Below are 18,359 nucleotides of genomic sequence, written 5' to 3' on the forward strand. Positions count from 1 at the left end.
TATTTAAGAAAATATAAAACTACCGAAAGATCAACAGTGCCTCATGATAGAAGTGCTAGATTATCCTGAAAGCTGGCTGAACTCCAAATATTTCAATGATTTTAAGAGTAAATCGCGTGGCGATAGAAGATTTATAAAAGGAAAGCCTCCAGCCAGAGATCCAGATGGAGGCCGGGGATTATACAGGCTTAATGGGTTTTAAACACCGCTAGATTTAGGCCATCTTTGACGAGTAGTCGGCTGGCTCGTTTCAAAGTGGGGCCGAGTGGGCATAGTGAGCCTAATGCTGTATTTTGGCATCCTTTAAAACTCAAATCTTGGTGTAATAGTGGATGGTTGGCATTAAGTCTGGAAAGTGTTCGCCATTGGTCAAGACTGCGTGCTGCAAAGCGTACCCGGACAAATTCCTGGCCAGTGTGATTATTGTGAAATCGAGCAAAGCTTAAAGTCCCACCGGGTGGAATATCATTTTTGGGGTAGCCCTTCAGTGTCCAGTTAAAACCAATCATAGTTTGAATTTCAGCAATGTTAGTGTCATGGCCGAAGAACATAACTAATGGTCTCGCTAAGCGTTTATCACCAGGATATTTTGCTGCATACGAGGTTTTGGCGCTTAAGGCTGAAAGGATTTGGCGCATCAGCAATGACCCGCTGTGTGCAGCAAATTCAGGTGTATCCAGTGCTAAATTATATTGAGCCGCGTGTATTGCCATCAGTGCTTTGACTGCTTTAGCGTTGTTGCCATGACCAAATGCAACATCTTTAATCGGCAGATTATCGCTATATTGTAGGCGAATCGTTTCGCCAATGGTTGCCCCATATTTACCGGGACCATTTAATGCCGGTTTACCTGTTGATTTAAAGTGAACGCCCCAAGGTTTATCCAAAAATTTACAGCTATGAGGTGCACAAACGGTACGTCTTAATAACTCGACACTGTCTTTATAACGTTTCTGGGCCTGTTCTGGCGATCCCATTCGAGCCATAATTTGTTGTTTCATCACCTTGTGATTCGGATGAGCCTGATGCAGGTGATAAAGCTCAAATAATGGCCCATATTTAGCGTTCACTGACGCAGGAATAATACCGCATCCAGCAAACATGCCGTCACTCATCGCTTTTGCTGAGGCCTTAATCCGTTGTGATGGACTCGACCACAAAAAATAATTTTGTGGATTAGGGCATTTCTGGGCTTGTTTAATACGTAGCCCTTCGTTTTGCCATTGGTGCAGTTGGTATCGTCCTTGTTGCCACATCCCTGTATAGCCATGCCCGGTTAAATGACCATCTGGCACTAAAAACTTTGGCCACTTTAACCCCGTTGCTTTGTCTAGTTTAGCGGTATCCGTTTGAGGACGAACTCCATGACGGGTCAGGCTAACAACTTTATCTAATGTCCAGGTTGGCTGAGCATAAACACTACTTGATAACAAGGCCATAAGTACGCCAACGTAATAAACTTTCTTTGTTGATTTCATATTAGTCTCTCAATTATTTAGAGCTTATATTTAAAGCCAATTTTATATTCAGTTTGTCGTTGATCTGTTTTAGAGCTTACCGCTTCATTTTTAAGCTCAATATAAGGGGACCATTTCTTAGTTAACTTATATTCAGCCGTGACTTCGTTCTCGTAATCAGTTTTTTTATTATCAAAAAGGTCTTTATTTGCGTGGTAATAGGTGAATGTATATCCTAGTGTTAAAGCATTTATTTTATAACTAGTTCCTATATCAAATCTATTATTTTTTTTGGTTTTCTTATCAGTTGTGTAATGAGTAATTTCGTAACGGTAACGGGTACTTAATTCCCAGTCCTTCGATAAACTCACTTTCGCTTTTAAATAGGGTTTATATTTATATTCATCATGCTTTCGTGCCAGTGATATCCCAGGGATGAGAGCCCATGTTGAGTTGATTTGCAACGGGTAGCCTAACCCTACTTTGGTTTCACTCCAGCGATCATCGTTAAAAATATCCCCCGCATCCCCATTGCTTTTCTCATGAGGTTCAAATTCCACAGTTGCGGAAGCTTTCAAACCAAAACCGAATTTATGAGCGATGCTGAATTCATCAGTATGTTGACCTGAAACATCTTCATATTCGTGATCATACGAAAGCGTCGTTGCATAGGCATGACTAAATGTTGATAAACCAAGTGCTACAATGGCGATAAATTTAAGTTTTTGCATTTTAATTTCCTTTTAAATTTTGATTAATTAAATTGAATTTAAATTGTTGCTATTGGGCAACTGTGAATTATTGGTTTTATTAAAAAAAGAGCGAAAAAATCCCATTGCAAATTAATGCACGATTAAAGAGTTCTGGGATTATTTATTAGTTATAACTAATGTTTTTATTCTTAAATAAAATGATTAAATAATACTAGTTGCAACCACTCCTCACTGTTTTTCTCCATACGGGAGGCGCTTTAAATAATATGGGTTTATTCGTTTTTTCTTGGTTTGGATCATTTAGTAAATGAATGATTGCGGCCGCCATTTCACTTAAAGGCTGAGCAAATGTGGTCAGTTGATAACCGACCCAACTGGCTTGTCCTATATCATCAAAGCCGATAACGCAAATATCTTCAGGAATCCGCAGCCCAAATTCATGACGAGCCACATCAATAAAACCACAGGCAATGAGATCGGTGACACAAAAAACCCCATCTGGGCGTTTCCGCCCGGCCAGTAATTGCCGAGCGGCTATCGCTCCTGTTTGGTAACTTGTCGGTCCCGTCCGTAAAAGTTTACAGTCATGGCCAGCAATTTGAGCCGCATCTAAAAACTTCTGTTCACGTAGAACGATACTGGGCGATTGTGCATTCGATGAAATCATAGCAATGTGTGAACAGTCGGCTCGAAGTAGCATGTGATAAGCATCGGCTAGGGTATGGGTATAGTCGATCCCAATATGGTCGGCACCTTCAAATTGCCCCATTCGGTTAATTAAGATGACCTGTTGACCGCTATCTAGACAGTTTTCAATCAGTGATGCTTGAGGGGAGCCTGACAGTACAATAGTGGCTGCAGCCCGATAATTGAGGGTTTGTTTGAGCGCTTCATTGGCACTTTGTTCACCATCAGCCGTGTTGATCACCATGACCGCTCGTTGAGCTTGCTGTAACTGTTGGGTGATCTGGTCTAACAAACCGGCTTGATACGGAGAACTTAAATTACTCCCCAAAATACAGACTGGACGGCTGTCCTGCTTGGATAATCCTCGGGCGAGCATATTGACGTGGTAATTTAATTGTTCTGCCGCTTCGAGGACTTTATGCCGAGTTCGTTTAGAAACACTACTACCCGGGGTAAACGTTCGTGAAACCGCAGAACGAGAAACTCCGGCCAGTTTGGCGACTTCAGCGGCAGTTGCCATATGAGGTGGTTTAGCGTCGTTAGTCACACTTAATTCCTTTTCATTCAAAAACTTTACAGCACTGGTGCATGGTGATGGCATGCTCTGCCAGTGCAATCAGTTCAGGTTTAGGGGCTTCGAACCATTCATTTGGATGTAATTTGCGTTTTGTGCGCACTTTTGCAATGGCATCTTCTAATTTGGGGTAGAGCTGTGGATATTCTAAATGCAAAAATAGAGCAACGACAATCACAGAGCGGCTACGCCCGCCGCGACAATGAACGAGCACATTCCCTCGCTGCTGATTACGATAAGAGGGTTTATCTGGCATTTGTTGGAGCATCGCAGCTCTTAGCATCTGATAGCCGGCATAGACCAATTCTCGGGGATTGCCCGGGCCATCAATGAGTCCCAACTTATAGTATCGAATCGCGCCGCTTCCATGGCGCAGTAATCGGTTGATATCATTGAATGCTGGATATTTGACATAATCGATATCTAAATTAACGGCGCAATTAATAACGGTTTTGATTTGATGCTTTTCCAGCAAAGCTAGATCGGTTGCTCCAGTTGAGCCGCCCACATACAAGTCGACCCCTAATCCAGGCAGATTTTGGGCAATTAAGCTTAATGGCTCATGGGGATATTTTATTTTCGCTATCGTTTCGGCGATTGTCCCATCATTGTCAGAGACACTTAACGGAATGTCACAAATATCAGAAAGCGTCTGGGCAATACCAGGCGCCGCCGCTAAAATGGCACCACCATTAAAAATTTCAGCCTGATTTTCTGGATATGAGCCGGTCCATCCACCGGCTTCGCGCACCAGTAACAATCCTGCCAGAGCGTCCCAGGCATTCATGTGTAGTTCGACGTAGCCATCGGTTTTGCCTTCAGCAACCCAAGCCAGGGCGAGTGCACCAGATGCACCACGGCGAACATTCGCTCCTTGATCTAACATCTGCTTCATAATACTGAGGTAGCGTTGCTGTGGAACTCGGTTAGACCAGCCAAGCTCAAAGGTTGTGCTCGCAAGTGAGCAGGCTTCAGCAACCTTGATAGGCTGTGAATTCTTCATCGCATAATGGCCTCGACGAGCTTGATAGAGCTCATTGGTCACCGGGTTATAAATGGCTCCCAGTTCCGTTTGTCCATTCGCTACAAAAGCGATACAGATACAAAAATGTTCAATTCCACGGGCAAAGTTAGCCGTGCCGTCGATAGGATCGACAATCCATAATGATTCTGCATCGCCAGCATGTTGTCCCGTTTCTTCGCCATAAATTTGATCACCACTAAACTGCGCCGAAATAGCCTGATGGATCTGTTGCTCAATCATTGTATCGGTTTCAGTTAAGTAGTCCTGATCCGCTTTCAAGGTAAACTGCCCTGATGAGCGCGAATAAAAAGACTGTAAAGCGGTTTTCCCCGCTGCAAGTATGATTGTTTTTAGGGCCGCTTCACGCAGCTCGAGATTTTTATGATTCAAGTTATGTCCTTTTCTTTAGGAGCCCGAGGGGCTCCCCTATCGATTTATTGCATGTAACTAAGATTCCACAGATCCTGCCATTTTTGACGTTGTCGCCAATCGGAGCGAGCTGTGTCCATATGAAAAGTCATCAGTTGATGACGATATTTAGAAATGCCAGAGGCTTCATTCGCCGGGAGCTTGATCTGCTCGTTAGTTGACATCTTGCCATCAATGCTTTGTGCCGCGATCCCTTTTTTAGTGAGCAGATAGTAAATAAATAATTTGGCAGCGGCTGGATGGCTCGTTTGTGACGCGATAACCCCTAAACTTGGATAGTTCCAACCAATAAATGGTTTGACGCCATTACAGATCCCCAATTTCATGCCATCTTTGTTTTTGCGAAATTTAGCCGTTGAAATGAACCCGACAAAATCTTGCTTAGTATCCGGCGAACCAATTGCGGCAGCAGCATCCGTATCGGAGTGAGTTAAGAGTGGATGGTTAGCCGCCAATTTTTTTACAAAAACGGCCATGGCACTGCTTTGGTCTGTTTTGAGGGCGTGACCAAATTGACTCTGATAGGCTTTGCGCATCTGCTTATTGTAATGGGTGGCCATCTGATTGAACCAATCGGTATAGGCTGGTTTTCCCGTTGGGTCTTGCATCGCAATATGGCCTCGCCACTTAGGTAAGGTTAATTGCCAGATATTTGTAATGGGGCAGTGCTTATGTAGAGCTGTATTATAAGCAAGCACATTCGGAGCTAAGACCACCGCGAGTGGATGTTGATAACGTTTAGGAATGTCATTTTTAAATTCTGGAGGGACGTAGCTATATGCGACTTTAGTTTTCAGTAACTGCGCGATCCCGGCGGGGGTATCTTCAACAATCGCAACATCTGTTTTGACATTATGCGCTTGGTATTCGCGGCTCATTATTTCAATAATTTGCGGTGCTTTTGCTTTCACACCGACGGCGTTGATATGGTATTTCTTGCTAAAGCTTTTAGCTTGCTGAACTATTTTTCCAGTAGAGGCATAGACGGTTAACGAGCCTTCTTGCTGAGCTTTTTTGATCAGACTTTGCAGGTTTGGATCTGCATGTGCGAGATTGACTGCACATGAAGTCACCAGCACGGCTAAGAGTGACTTTTTTAGCGAGAGGTTCATAAACATGTTCCTTTTTGAGTTTCAGATGCAACGAAATAATTCATATTGATAAGTGTTAAGTGGACAACATTTAACATTGACCTTTGGTTAAACTTTGACGACTTCCCGTAGGGGTAAAAAAATGTAATGCCAGCTCGGGGAGCTGACAGAAGACCTGCTCTTGCGTTTGCCATTGCGGATGACGTTGGGTTGAATAGTGCAGCTGATCTTCGCCATTTTTTAGCTCAATAATCCAGCTTCCTCCGGTTGGAATAATGCTACTAATTTGCATCGGCAGTGCATCTGCTTGTGGGGTAGTGCTGAGAATAATCTCCTCAGGACGAATCGCACAGCAGTCAAAGTTCTGGAGCTGGCCAAAGCGCTGGTGAAGATGAGCCGATAGCGGCGATTGAATATTATGTAGCGGCATCAAATTCAGCTTTGGGTTACCAATAAACTCAGCTACGAAACGGTTGACTGGTTTGGTATAGATCTCATTGGGCGGACCTACTTGTTGCAGCTGACCATCACTCATGACAGCGATAGTACTGGCAAGAGTCATCGCTTCCCACTGATCGTGACTGACAAAGATAATGGTTGTGCCAAATGCTTTATGGATGCGGCGCAGCTCTGAGCGCATTTCCAGACGTAGTGCCGCATCTAAATTAGATAAAGGTTCATCGAGTAATAAAACTTTCGGATTGAGGACCAACATCCTGGCTAATGCAACACGTTGCTGCTGACCTCCAGAGAGCTGAGCAGGATAGCGGCTGGCCAATTGAGCAATATGTAGCTTTTCCATGACATCTTGGGTTCGGCGTTGCTGTTCGGCCATTGGGACTTTCTTAATTTTCAAGCCAAAGCTGACATTTTCCAGAACAGTCATATGGGGCCAGAGCGCATAGCTTTGAAATACTAACCCGATATGGCGCTGTTCCGGTGGCACAAAGCAGCCTTTTTCCACTGAGTCGACTGGCGTATTATCAATGGTTATCTCACCGGCGCTAATGGTTTCAATCCCGGCGATCATGCGCAAAATAGTTGTTTTACCGCAACCCGATGGACCTAATAGACAGAGAAATTCACCATCATTTACTTCCAGATTGAGATGATTGACCGCCGGCTTACTAGTATTTGCATAGGTCTTGGTCAGATTTGTTAATTTAATTGCAGGCATGTTATTTCTCCAAACCATCTGCAAGAGAGTTGCCAGTGAGTTTCCCGATAAGAGCTGTTCCACCCCAAGAAATCAGCGCAATGACGAGTACGACTGCATTGGCGGCTTGATCGTAGTTGTAATCAATTAAGCGAAGTGAGTAGGTTGAGAGCACATCGGTGGCGGGAATGGCAAGAATGATGAACAAACTCACCCCTTTAATGCCCGAGATAAATGGTAATAGGATGCCAGTTGTCAGAGGGGCTATCTGAATAGGAATGACGATTTTTGTCATCCGAGTGAACCAATTAGCACCGGTTACTCGGGCGGCTTCTTCACTGTCTTTACCTAGCTGGGTCATAGCGACGATCCCTGAGCGGCTAGCATAGGGCATTTTTTCAGCGATTAGAGCGATAATGAGCAAAACTGATGTGCCATAGAGTGCAGGAATGGGTCCATGCGATACGGCAAAGAGAGATAAAAAAGCGGCCGCAAATGCAATCCCTGGAACCAGATAGGGTAAAAACGTCACCTGTCGCAAAAATAGACTCACGCTTTTCATTGAACTGCGGGTGACCGCATAACCGACCAATAACCCTAAAATGCCAGCGGTGACGGATGCAGATCCAACGATGATCAGCGTATTGGCGATTGCTTTATAAAAAGCTTTCGTCAATAAAATGCCATTATGCATCGCCACGGTAGTGAGATGATGTCCCAACCAATAATTTAAGGTGAAATTAGCTGCGTCAAAGCGCCCTGGCAAAATCATAATGGTAGATAAAAACAACGCTAGAAGTGGAATAAAAACACCTGCAAGAACAAAGCTCATCGGGAAAACAGCGCAGAGGTATCGCCAACGACCTAGCTTAGTTTGTCGTTGTATACTTCCTTTGCCGCCGACGGTAACAAACCGTTTCGCTTCGCGGACCATTCGCACATCAAGCAGTAAGGTAACGATCCCCATCAGCATGATGACTGCTGCAATCACTGCAGCGACACCATTTTGTCTCGAGTCCAGAGCCCGATAGAGCTGCGTTGATAGGGTATTAAAATGCACGGGGAGGCCTAAAATATAAGGAATCGCAAATTCACCGATACAATCTGCAAAAATGAGTAATGCTGCGGATAATAGTGCAGGGCGGATCAGCGGCAAAATGATCTTAAAAGTGATCATGGAAAGAGGGGCACCTAAAACCCGGGCGCAATCTTCAAGGTGGCTATCGAAGCGTTTGAAAGCATTGCCTACGATTAAAATGACCAGTGGCGTGAAGTGAATTATTAAAATAATCACCATGGGCAGATAGCCGTATGCGATAAAGTCTGGCGTTTTGATTCCAAGCGCACTTAACCAGCCAGGTTGTCCACCGACGAGTGAATTTTTAAAGATGGTTTTCCAAGCGAGCGCAAAGGTCCAGGACGGCAACATAAAAGGGACGATTAACGTGCTAATAAACCACTTTCGAGCAATCATATCGGTGCGTTGTACCAGCCAGGCTAGGGGTACTCCTACGACTAATGTGCCGATCACAACAACCGTGGCAATACTCAGAGTATTGACGAGCGGTTGCCATAGCAGCAATTTGGACATGGCGCTAAGCAGGGTTCGCGATAAGTAATAGCTGCTCCAGCTTCCTGCTGCAGCATGTGTTCGAAAGGCGTCGCCTGTTTGGACGGTAACCGCATTGAGTAAAATTGAAATAATCGGCGCGATCACAAGATAAGCAAAGAGGCAAACCAGCAAAACACCGATCCAATTCGCCGGTTCATTACGAAATATTGCAACTGTGTGCTGAATATTTTTAATGTTAATTTTTGTTCTGAACGATAATTTTCTGATCGAAATCATAACTAAAAAGCAACTTTTAGATATTTTATGGGCAAGATACTAAAGAATCTTTATGACACTTATGTGATAAATTGAACCTATGTGCAATTAATCTTTTATGACAGATTGTCAACTGCTTGGGCGTCTATTGTGAGTGTCGTTTTGTTTGCCTTACTATCGCGCGAGCGTCGAAAAATAGCTTAAATTGGCATATAAGGGCTTACGATTTACGATCAATGATTGCTATAGTATTCATTTGTTAATGATGGATAGATGACGATGACCATGGCAACTTCTGCGGCTCAGCTCAGTGCTTTATTAGTGATCGATATGCAGCGAGTCTTATTTGAACCTTCCCCTCAACCTTATCAGGCCGAACCGGTGGTTGCGCGAATTAATCGAGCGACAACCTCCGCTCGACAAATGCATATGCCAGTGATCTTTATTCAACATGAAGAGCCCCATTCTGAGATTGATTATCAGAGTGATGGCTGGCAGTTGCTCGATAGCATTATGCATGAAGATGGAGATATCTATGTGCGTAAAACAACGCCGGATTCTTTTTTACGAACCAACCTTCAGAATATTTTACAGGAGCTTGGCATTAAACAGCTCTATGTCTGTGGTTATGCCAGTGAATTCTGTGTCGATACGACAGTGCGAAGGGCTGCCGCTTTGGGCTACGATGTCACACTGTTAGATGATGCTCACACCACTCATGATAAAGTGCATGCCAATGGTGATCAGATTCGAGAGCACCAGAATCGGACATTAACGGCTATTTCTAGCTTTGGTGTGACTATTTCAGCAATTTCAATAGAACAGTTTGCTAACGCTTAGGGCGTGTAAATTGCTTAAATGGTTTTCTATCGATGACTGATAGAGTGGTCTTTGCTCGGGTAATTAATGACGATGCATCGTTTTTATGTTACTCGTTCATTATTTTTATGTGGGTCATTAATTGATAACCTTGATTACGAAAACTACGAATTGGGTTTTTGTTGTCTGTTTTCAATTTACTTCTTAAACGAGATAACAGTGCTTCTGTACGGTTTTTATCATATAAGCTTGGACTTTCATTGAAAACCTGAGAGATCATCTTATGCGAGACAATTTTTCCAGAATGTTGGACAAAAAGCTGAATGATCATGTTTTCTTTTTCTGTTATATCCAGCTCTTGCCCATCTGGCGTTCGTAGGATTCGTTGCTGTGGAAAATGCAGCCATGTGCTCTTGCTCGATGAAACTTTATAGATATTATTCCTTCGTAATAAGGCTCGAATTGTAGCGAGTAATTCACGATAATCAAAAGGTTTGGCAATATAAGCATCTGCTTTATCTAGGCCAGAGACCTTATCGTTAATTGAATTGCGGGCAGTCACGAAAATGATCAATATATTTTTTGTTTCAGGCGTATTTCTTAGCTCATTCGCAATAAATAAGCCATCCTTGCCGGGGAGATTCCAATCAAGTAATACTAGGTCAGGACGTTGCGTTGTCATTAATTGCGTTAGTTCTTCATAAGAACTAGCACCATGAGCATCGTATCCCTCATTTTTTAGCCACAATAAACCGTTATTTAACAAGATGACATTGTCTTCAACAAAATAAATTCGTGCCATATCATTCAGTCTTTCCAGTCGAAGGAAACCACACGCTAAAAGTGATTTTCCAAATTGGTGCATTCCCCATCACTCGGCATTGAATCTGTCCAGAGTGAGCTTCAACGATCCCTTTAACCAAATATAATCCTAATCCAAAACCTTGTATACTTGGCTTCTCTAATTGACGGTAATATTTGTTAAACCATTGGTCTGGATCTGGTTTATGTGAAGATTGATAATCGTTGCATATTGAGATTAATACACCTTCTTTATTTTTTTCACAGTTTTTGGTACTGGTTATTGATATTGATGATTCTGGCGCTCTATATTTTAATGCATTTATCAATAAATTATTTAAAACTAATTGAAACAAAAAAGGATCAATATTTAACTTGAAAATACTAACTGTATTAATTATGTGTTTTTTGGTATCGCTTGGCAAGCGATTGATAATGTTTTTAATGATCTCATAAATATTGGTTTCATGACAGTTAGGTGACGTATTTTCCAAATCCATATGTTCAGAAATAAGCGTGTTATCTATCAATAAATTGAGCTGTGAGATTGCAGTTTGAATTCGGGAGTGGCGTTCTGCAAGTTGAGGACTAATGTCAATTTTTTCGATGGGTAACGTTTGTATGATACTGTCAATAACAGCCAATGGCGTTTTTAATTCATGGGTAATGAGCGTCATAAAGTTTGACTGGTTGATTCGTCTAGTTTTTTCTAGTTCGACTTCTTTTTCGGCGAAGTGTATTTTTTCTTCTAGCTTTCTTTTAGTGACGTCTTCCGCTTGTTTATGTTGATATAAGCCTTGATACATCATAACAATAAAAATAAAAGACGTTATTTCTGGCATGTCAAGAAATACCGAGGGGGTTGATAGACGATAGGTTGAAGCGAAAATGGCGCTGATATTGAGTATGAAGAAAACAACATAGCCTAAAAAAAGTGAGCGACTTCCTGCAATGCCATTTTTTACGCCCCTCCATATAACAAAACATAATACGGGGAAGGTTACATAAGATACTTGAAACATGAAAGGCGCAAATAAAGTATATTTCCCGAAAAATAAACTGATAAAAGAGGCTAAGTTAAGTCCCAAATTCAATCGTAAAAACCAATGTATATATTTGAATTTCTGGCTGGTTTGGAAAAAGGACATAAAAAATAAAATAATCCCTGAGAGCATTAAACAGACACTGGTTGGCGCAAGTAAATTAACCAACATGGGGTGATCAGGGAAAATATATTGCGCCGCGATACTGCTCCTAACGAGTGTATGGGCAATGCAGCCAAGGAGATAAATGCAACTTAACACATAGGCTTTTTTTTGGGTCAGACGGGTCATGATAAAAGCATACAAGCAAAGCATGAGCCAGCCACCGGTCGCTATAGCGGATATTATTTTTTTGCTGGTACTTGTATATGCGGCCTGAGCTGGTGTTTGTAAAGTAAGCTGCAAAGTAGTGGAGCTGTTTGTTTGTAGACGGATATAAAAAGTATGCGGCTGGGTGTCTGTTAAGGTGATGGGAAGGGAAAATGGTACCATTATGGACTGCATAAAACTGGGTTCTGATGATGAACGTGTTGCAGAATCATTTGATCGCTCAGCAGGCAGCAAATCACCTACTTCGCTCTGTGAGTAATGTTGATGGCCCAAAGGCGTATATAATTTAACGCTGTCCAGATACGTTGGACTAATGGTTAATAGCCAATCTTTAGCGGCACCTTGGCCACGCTGTAAGGTAAAACGAAACCAGTATGCATTATTAGAAAACCCTGCCCCAAAGGGAAAGGCAACCGATGTGAAATCACCTTCTCTTTTGAGTATATCTTTAAGTGTTAGTTGCCCTGTCTTATCGGTAAGGTATTGAATATTTTGCGTTAGATGTACGGTGTTGATTCCCGCTTGAATAGCAATGCTCTGAGAATAGGCATCCCAGGAGATAAGAAGGGCGAAGAAAACCGTAATGAATCGATAAAACGTACGCATGAATTGACTAAAGACTTCCGAGTGATTGAGCGATGTAATTAATCAGTGAGTTTAAAAACTATCGTCTACTGATTGCCAGTGCTGTCTGCCGCTCCTAAATCGCAGCGCAATGAAGCGCAGCGTCATAGATTCCGATGTCCGCCGCGGAGCGGTTTCTGGCGGTTATAAACTGCTTTGGTTGGTTATGTAAATAGTGGTTTCGCACCTAAATATTGGGAAAATCGAAGCAAATACCCGCTTGGGTCTTGCACCAAAAATTCTTTAAAGCCACTTAGCTCTTCGCCTGTGTTATACCAAGACTCCTTTATATCCCTGAATAGTACGTAACCTGCTTTTACCTATTTAGTTTTCAACGACAGAGCATCATCACACTCGATTTGAAAATTCAAGCCAGAACCCAAAGGATAATTCAGAGGTCCAGTATTGCAACCTTGAGCATGGTGCTCTTCAATCATTGACTGAGCCTTGTCAAATTTTAGATAGGCAAAGCTTGGGTGCTTCGTTTTGTTTCAAGTTGAAAACCAAAAACATTAGCGTCAAACTCGTATGATCTTTTGAAATCAAGAACTGTGAGTTCTGATCCTAATTTAGACCATTGCATTCCTGATTCTCATGCAGAACAGAGCAATAAAGTATTACATAATTAATTAATTTGTTCTATTCGAGTCTCTTAACAGTTGCAACTTACTCAGAACGCTATCTATACGCAAACAGTGAATAAGACTGCGTTTTTGTTTAAGAGCAAAATGAGTGTCTATACATCACGCCCGTCAATAAATGAATTGCAATTTCGGGTTTACCCATCTTTTTTTGTTGTTTGATGACCCGTTGGGAACGCATATTTATTTTGGGCCTATTTCATCTTTGGCCCTGATTCAGGACATCGTAACAGGGGGCATGTTAATCGTATGTCAAAAAATGATGCGTTGTCAGCTTTTGTCAGCTTCAGTCATTTTTTATTTGATAAAGTGTCATGAATTAAGTGATCGACATCAGTCAATCAACCGCATGGTTATGCCCTGATGCGAATGCTTGCCATCGAGGCTCTGGCTAGCCTCCCCCGAGTGTTAATAAGCCGTAATTCCTGATATAAAATTGATGATTGTGGAGAGATGAATGGAACCCCAAGCATACCAGGATGTAACACCGTCAAGTTTCACCCGAAAATCTGTTGTTGGTGTCCTCCTCTATACGTTGACTGTGCAACCGGTGCTAGCAGCAGTGGCGTTGCCGACAGGTGGGTCGGTTGCCGCCGGCCAGGTTTCGATTGGCACCTCGGGTCACACTACCACCGTCACCCAGCATTCGGATCAAGCCATTGTAAACTGGCAAAGTTTTTCAGTTGGCAAAGGCGCATCTGTCCACTTTATTCAGCCGGGCCGTACCGCAGCGATTTTGAACCGAGTCACAGGGGCCACCACATCGACTATCGCCGGTTCAATTCATGCCAACGGTCAGGTTTATCTGATCAACCCCAATGGCATTGCAATTACCTCAACCGGGTCGGTCAAAGTCGGTGGCGGCTTTGTCGGGTCGACGTTGAATATTACCGATAAAGACTTTTTGAAGGGGCACTTTCTTTTCAAAGGCACCGGTGCGTCGGCAGGGGTCAGTAATGCGGGCATTATCACCGTGGGTCGGGGGGGCTATGCGGCTCTGATTGGCGGTCGGGTGACCAACAGCGGGTTGATTGCGGCACCTCTGGGCCGGATCGGCGTAGGGGCCGGTGAGGAAGCCACGCTTAATCTGTCAGGCGATGGTTTTTTGCAGGTGGCATTACCGAGCAAAACGGATGCTAACGGTCAAGACGCGCTGATCGCGAACTCGGGGACCCTCTCTGCCCATGGTGGGACGGTACTGATCTCAGTGGCCAGTGCCCGTGATGCGGCCCGTCATGTGGTCAACTTATCTGGTGTCGTCGAAGCCAATAGTGTCTCAGGTCACGATGGCCGCATTATCATCGGTGGCGGGCAAGGCGGTGATGTCACCGTCTCGGGTCAGGTGACGGCCACGTCTGCTACTGGAAAAGGCGGCGAAATTAGCGTCACCGGTCAACATATTGCCATGAACGGTGCGACGATCGATGCGTCCGGTGCTACCGGTGGCGGCTCGGTTAAGATTGGCGGTGATTACCAGGGCAAAGGCGACACCCAACGGGCGAAGACCACGACCGTGAATGCAACCAGTGTGATCCGGGCCAATGCCAACCAAAGCGGTAAGGGCGGACAGGTGGTGGTCTGGTCGAATAATTTGACCACCTTTGATGGACAAATCAGCGCCCGCGGCGCAGGTGCGGGCAAAGGGGGGAATGCAGAAGTCTCGGGCAAGGCGACCCTGGCCTATAACGGTGTTACCGATTTAAGCGGCCCGGGTGGGTTTGGTACCCTGTTACTGGACCCTTATAACATCACCATTTCTAATGGCACAGCGTCAAATTCCAACGGCACCAGCGCCACCGGCGATGACAGTGTGATGAATGTCACCACCTTACAAACCGCCTTGAACAAGGCCAATGTCGCGATCACTACTGGCAGCGCGGGTTCACAAGCTGGTGATATCACGGTGGCCAACAATGTGACTTGGAGCAGCGGCTCGACCCTGGAATTGTCGGCCTATCACAATATTAATGTCAATGCGGCCCTTACTGGCGGGACTGGGTCTAAAATTGTGCTGCGTGCCGACAATTCTGGCACCGGCACCGGCACGGTGACGTTTGCCTCAAACGCTAAAGCTACGGCCCCGGGTGGGGTGGCCATTTATTACAACCCAAGCAGCTATACCTCTGCCACAGATTATTCTGGCAATATGGGCTCGGATACCACGGCCACCGCGTATATGTTGGTCAATACATTGGCTAATCTCCAAGCCATTAACACCAACCTTGCGGGCACCTATGCCCTGAGCAAAGACATCGACGCCAGCGCAACATCGAGTTGGAACAGCGGTGCAGGTTTTGTGCCGTTGGGAGGCGATTCTAACGATACTGACGCTTCTAGCTTCACTGGTAGTTTAGATGGTCAGAGTCATGTGATATCTAACCTTACCATTCATCATCCTTCAACGAATGATATTGGTTTGTTCGGTTGGGTGGGAACCAGCGGGACAATTCGCAATATAGGCCTTGAGGGCGGCAGTATATCAGGTAAAAATGGTGTTGGGAGCCTTGCGGGGGAAAATGATGGCACCATCAGCAATGCTTATGCCACCGGGACTGTGATGGGAAACCATGGTGTCGGTGGTCTCGTGGGGGTGAATGCAGGCACCATCAGCAATGCCTATGCCACCGGGGGAGTAACGGGAAACCTTCAAGTCGGTGGGCTTACAGGTGGAAACATCGGGGATATCAAGTACGCTTATGCGACCGGTGCGGTAAGTGGCGGTGAGAAGGTTGGCGGTTTCGTGGGGCTTAACTATAAAACCATCAGTAATGTCTATGCCACCGGTGCGGTGACGGGAAATAGCAACGTTGGTGGCCTTGTGGGGGTCAGCGGTAGCGATGCTACCATCACTTCATCCTATTGGGATATCGGTACTACTGGCCAAACCAGTTCGTCGGGCGGTGCTGGCCTGACTACAGCGCAAATGCGTGATAGTGCCAATCATAGCTCAAACTATTCCAACTGGGACTTTACGGATACCTGGTATCAAACGGCGGATATGCGACCTATTTTGTGTTCGGAAGCGGCCAGCCCCAATGCAGATGGAGTTATCACGGTCTCCAACTTACACCAACTGGCATTAATCAACACCAATCTTTCCGGCACTTATCAACTGACTCGCAATATCGATGCGTCGGCAACCAATGCAGCAAGCGACACCTACAGCGCATCCAGCATCTGGGGCAGCGGCGGCTTCGTGCCTGTGGGGGATGCTTACAATAATCGGTTCACCGGCACCTTTGACGGTCAAAGCCATGTGATTTCTAACCTTACCATTAATCGACCTTCAACGAATGATGTTGGTCTATTTGGTTATGTAGGATCAGGTGGGACAATCCGCAATATAGGCCTTGAGGGGGGTAGCATATCAGGTCAACGGATTGTCGGTGGCCTCGTGGGGGAAAATGAAGGCACCATCAGCAATGCCTATGCGACGGGGGCGGTGACGGGAAGCGATTCTCTCAGTAGCTTAGTCGGGTACGTCGGTGGCCTCGTCGGGCACAATATCGGCAAAATTAGCAATGCCTATGCCACCGGGGCGGTGACGGGAAGCTCTGGTGTTGGCGGCCTCGTGGGGTGGAATGATGGCTCCCTCAGCAATGCCTATGCCACCGGGGCGGTGACGGGGAGCAGCTATGGTGTCGGTGGCCTCGTGGGGTTTATGTATGGCACCATCAGCAATGCCTATGCGATCGGGGCGGTGACGGGGAGCAGCGATAGTGTTGGCGGCCTCGTGGGGATTAACCATGGCACCATCAGCAATGCTTATGCGACCGGGGCAGTGAAGGGAACCGGGGCAAATGATGGCTTCGTCGGTGGCCTCGTGGGGTACAACGGTAGCAATGCGACCATCACTTCATCCTATTGGGATATGGGTACCACTGGCAAAACTAATGCTGTTGGCAACGTTTCGTCTGTGGCGGGCGCCACAGGTCTGACCACGGCGGAAATGAAGGATCCCAGTAATTTTTCAGGGTTTGATTGGACCATATGGGCTCCGGCTGATGCGAGTCATCGACCCGAACTTTATGGCGTCTCTGGTGTTGTAGGATATGTAGGAAGCATGGTCTATGGCGCGACATCGCCAACCATAACCACTTATGGTGCGGGAGTATGGAACACAGTAAGTGGCGCGCCTGTAATCTCCGGTGAGCCCTCCGCCACCAGCAATGTCGGCACCTATACGGGCAATGTGAGCGGGGTGAGCGGAACTTTCATGGGGGGCGGCGCAACCCGGTTTGTTAATTTCACAAATGTGACCCCAGCCGACCTGACGGTTAAGGCAACGGGGTCTCAGAGCTATGGCTCGACCAGTCCGACTTATGAGTTTAGCGCATCGGGTTGGGAGAACGGTCAGGGTAACAGTAACCTGACGGGCCTGAGTTATACCACCACGGCGACCGCGACATCGAACGTTAGCAAGGATTACACGGCCATGGCCAGCGGCGGGACATTGAGTGGTGCTGCGAAAGGCAATTACACCTTGCACTATAAGGCCGGGGAATTTGATGTAAACCCAGCCGACCTGACGGTGACGGCGAAAGACGTCACCAAAACCTACGGGGACGCGGTGACCTTTAATGGCACGGAATTCACGGTCTCGCCAGATGGTTTGAAGAACAATGAGACGATTGGCAAGGTGACACTGGCCAGTGCAGGCGCGGTCGCGACGGCCAATGTTACGAAGAGCCCCTATGTGATTAATGCCTCTAACGCATCTGGCGGAACCTTCAATCCAGCCAACTACACCATCACTTATGTACCGGGCAAGTTGACGGTGAAAAAAGCGCCACTGAAGGTGACAGCATCGGGTCATCAGAGTTATGGCTCGACCAGTCCGACTTATAAGTTTAGCGCATCGGGTTGGGCGAACGGTCAGGGTAACAGTAACCTGACGGGCCTGAGTTATACCACCACGGCGACTGCGAAATCGAACGTTGGCAAGGATTACACGGCCATGGCCAGCGACGGGACATTGAGTGGTGCAGCGAAAGGCAATTACACCTTGCACTATGAGGCCGGGGAATTTGATGTAAACCCAGCCGACCTGACGGTGACGGCGAAAGACGTCACCAAAACCTATGGGGACGTCGTGACCCTCAAGGACACTGACTTCACGGTCTCGCCAGATGGTTTGAAGAA

The 18,359-nt window shown here is 45.6% G+C and carries 11 protein-coding genes; 2 read left to right on the plus strand and 9 right to left on the minus strand.

Annotation, left to right across the window (positions count from 1 at the left end):
- Positions 1 to 188 precede the first annotated feature (188 nt).
- The 7 genes from EV690_RS13630 to EV690_RS13660 all read right to left on the minus strand — a co-directional run bounded on the left by EV690_RS13630 (position 189) and on the right by EV690_RS13660 (position 8,980).
- Positions 189 to 1,478 carry a histidine-type phosphatase gene (locus EV690_RS13630; RefSeq protein WP_131913565.1) on the minus strand — a complete coding sequence of 430 codons (1,290 nt, stop codon included), beginning with the start codon at positions 1,476 to 1,478 and terminating at the stop codon, positions 189 to 191.
- 17 nt (positions 1,479 to 1,495) lie between these two features.
- Complete coding sequence (locus tag EV690_RS13635; RefSeq protein ID WP_131913566.1) at positions 1,496 to 2,188, minus strand: oligogalacturonate-specific porin KdgM family protein; 693 nt, start codon at positions 2,186 to 2,188, stop codon at positions 1,496 to 1,498.
- A 193-nt stretch (positions 2,189 to 2,381) separates the two neighbouring features.
- Positions 2,382 to 3,377, minus strand: coding sequence for a LacI family DNA-binding transcriptional regulator (locus tag EV690_RS13640; protein WP_131913766.1), 996 nt, complete (start codon positions 3,375 to 3,377; stop codon positions 2,382 to 2,384).
- A 40-nt stretch (positions 3,378 to 3,417) separates the two neighbouring features.
- Positions 3,418 to 4,845, minus strand: coding sequence for an inositol monophosphatase family protein (locus EV690_RS13645; RefSeq protein ID WP_131913567.1), 1,428 nt, complete (start codon positions 4,843 to 4,845; stop codon positions 3,418 to 3,420).
- Positions 4,846 to 4,889: 44 nt separating this feature from the next.
- Complete coding sequence (locus tag EV690_RS13650; RefSeq protein ID WP_131913568.1) at positions 4,890 to 5,996, minus strand: ABC transporter substrate-binding protein; 1,107 nt, start codon at positions 5,994 to 5,996, stop codon at positions 4,890 to 4,892.
- 70 nt (positions 5,997 to 6,066) lie between these two features.
- Positions 6,067 to 7,152, minus strand: a complete 1,086-nt coding sequence (locus EV690_RS13655) for an ABC transporter ATP-binding protein (protein WP_131913569.1) — start codon at positions 7,150 to 7,152, stop codon at positions 6,067 to 6,069.
- A gap of 1 nt (position 7,153) precedes the next feature.
- On the minus strand, positions 7,154 to 8,980 hold the full coding sequence (locus EV690_RS13660; protein WP_131913570.1) for an ABC transporter permease: 1,827 nt from the start codon (positions 8,978 to 8,980) through the stop codon (positions 7,154 to 7,156).
- A gap of 258 nt (positions 8,981 to 9,238) precedes the next feature.
- On the opposite strand from EV690_RS13660, the gene EV690_RS13665 reads away from it, so the two are divergent.
- Positions 9,239 to 9,799 carry a cysteine hydrolase family protein gene (locus EV690_RS13665; RefSeq protein WP_224054993.1) on the plus strand — a complete coding sequence of 187 codons (561 nt, stop codon included), beginning with the start codon at positions 9,239 to 9,241 and terminating at the stop codon, positions 9,797 to 9,799.
- 88 nt (positions 9,800 to 9,887) lie between these two features.
- On the opposite strand, the gene EV690_RS13670 is transcribed toward EV690_RS13665, so the two are convergent.
- Complete coding sequence (locus EV690_RS13670; RefSeq protein WP_165872763.1) at positions 9,888 to 10,580, minus strand: response regulator transcription factor; 693 nt, start codon at positions 10,578 to 10,580, stop codon at positions 9,888 to 9,890.
- A gap of 1 nt (position 10,581) precedes the next feature.
- Positions 10,582 to 12,558: a sensor histidine kinase gene (locus EV690_RS13675; protein ID WP_131913572.1), complete on the minus strand. Its 1,977-nt coding sequence runs from the start codon at positions 12,556 to 12,558 to the stop codon at positions 10,582 to 10,584.
- Between the two features lie 1,116 nt (positions 12,559 to 13,674).
- Here EV690_RS13675 and EV690_RS13685 point away from each other — a divergent pair.
- On the plus strand, positions 13,675 to 18,359 hold a 4,685-nt coding region (locus EV690_RS13685), incomplete at its 3' end, for a beta strand repeat-containing protein (protein WP_131913573.1).

The organism is Celerinatantimonas diazotrophica, assembly GCF_004339545.1.
Classification (GTDB): domain Bacteria; phylum Pseudomonadota; class Gammaproteobacteria; order Enterobacterales; family Celerinatantimonadaceae; genus Celerinatantimonas; species Celerinatantimonas diazotrophica.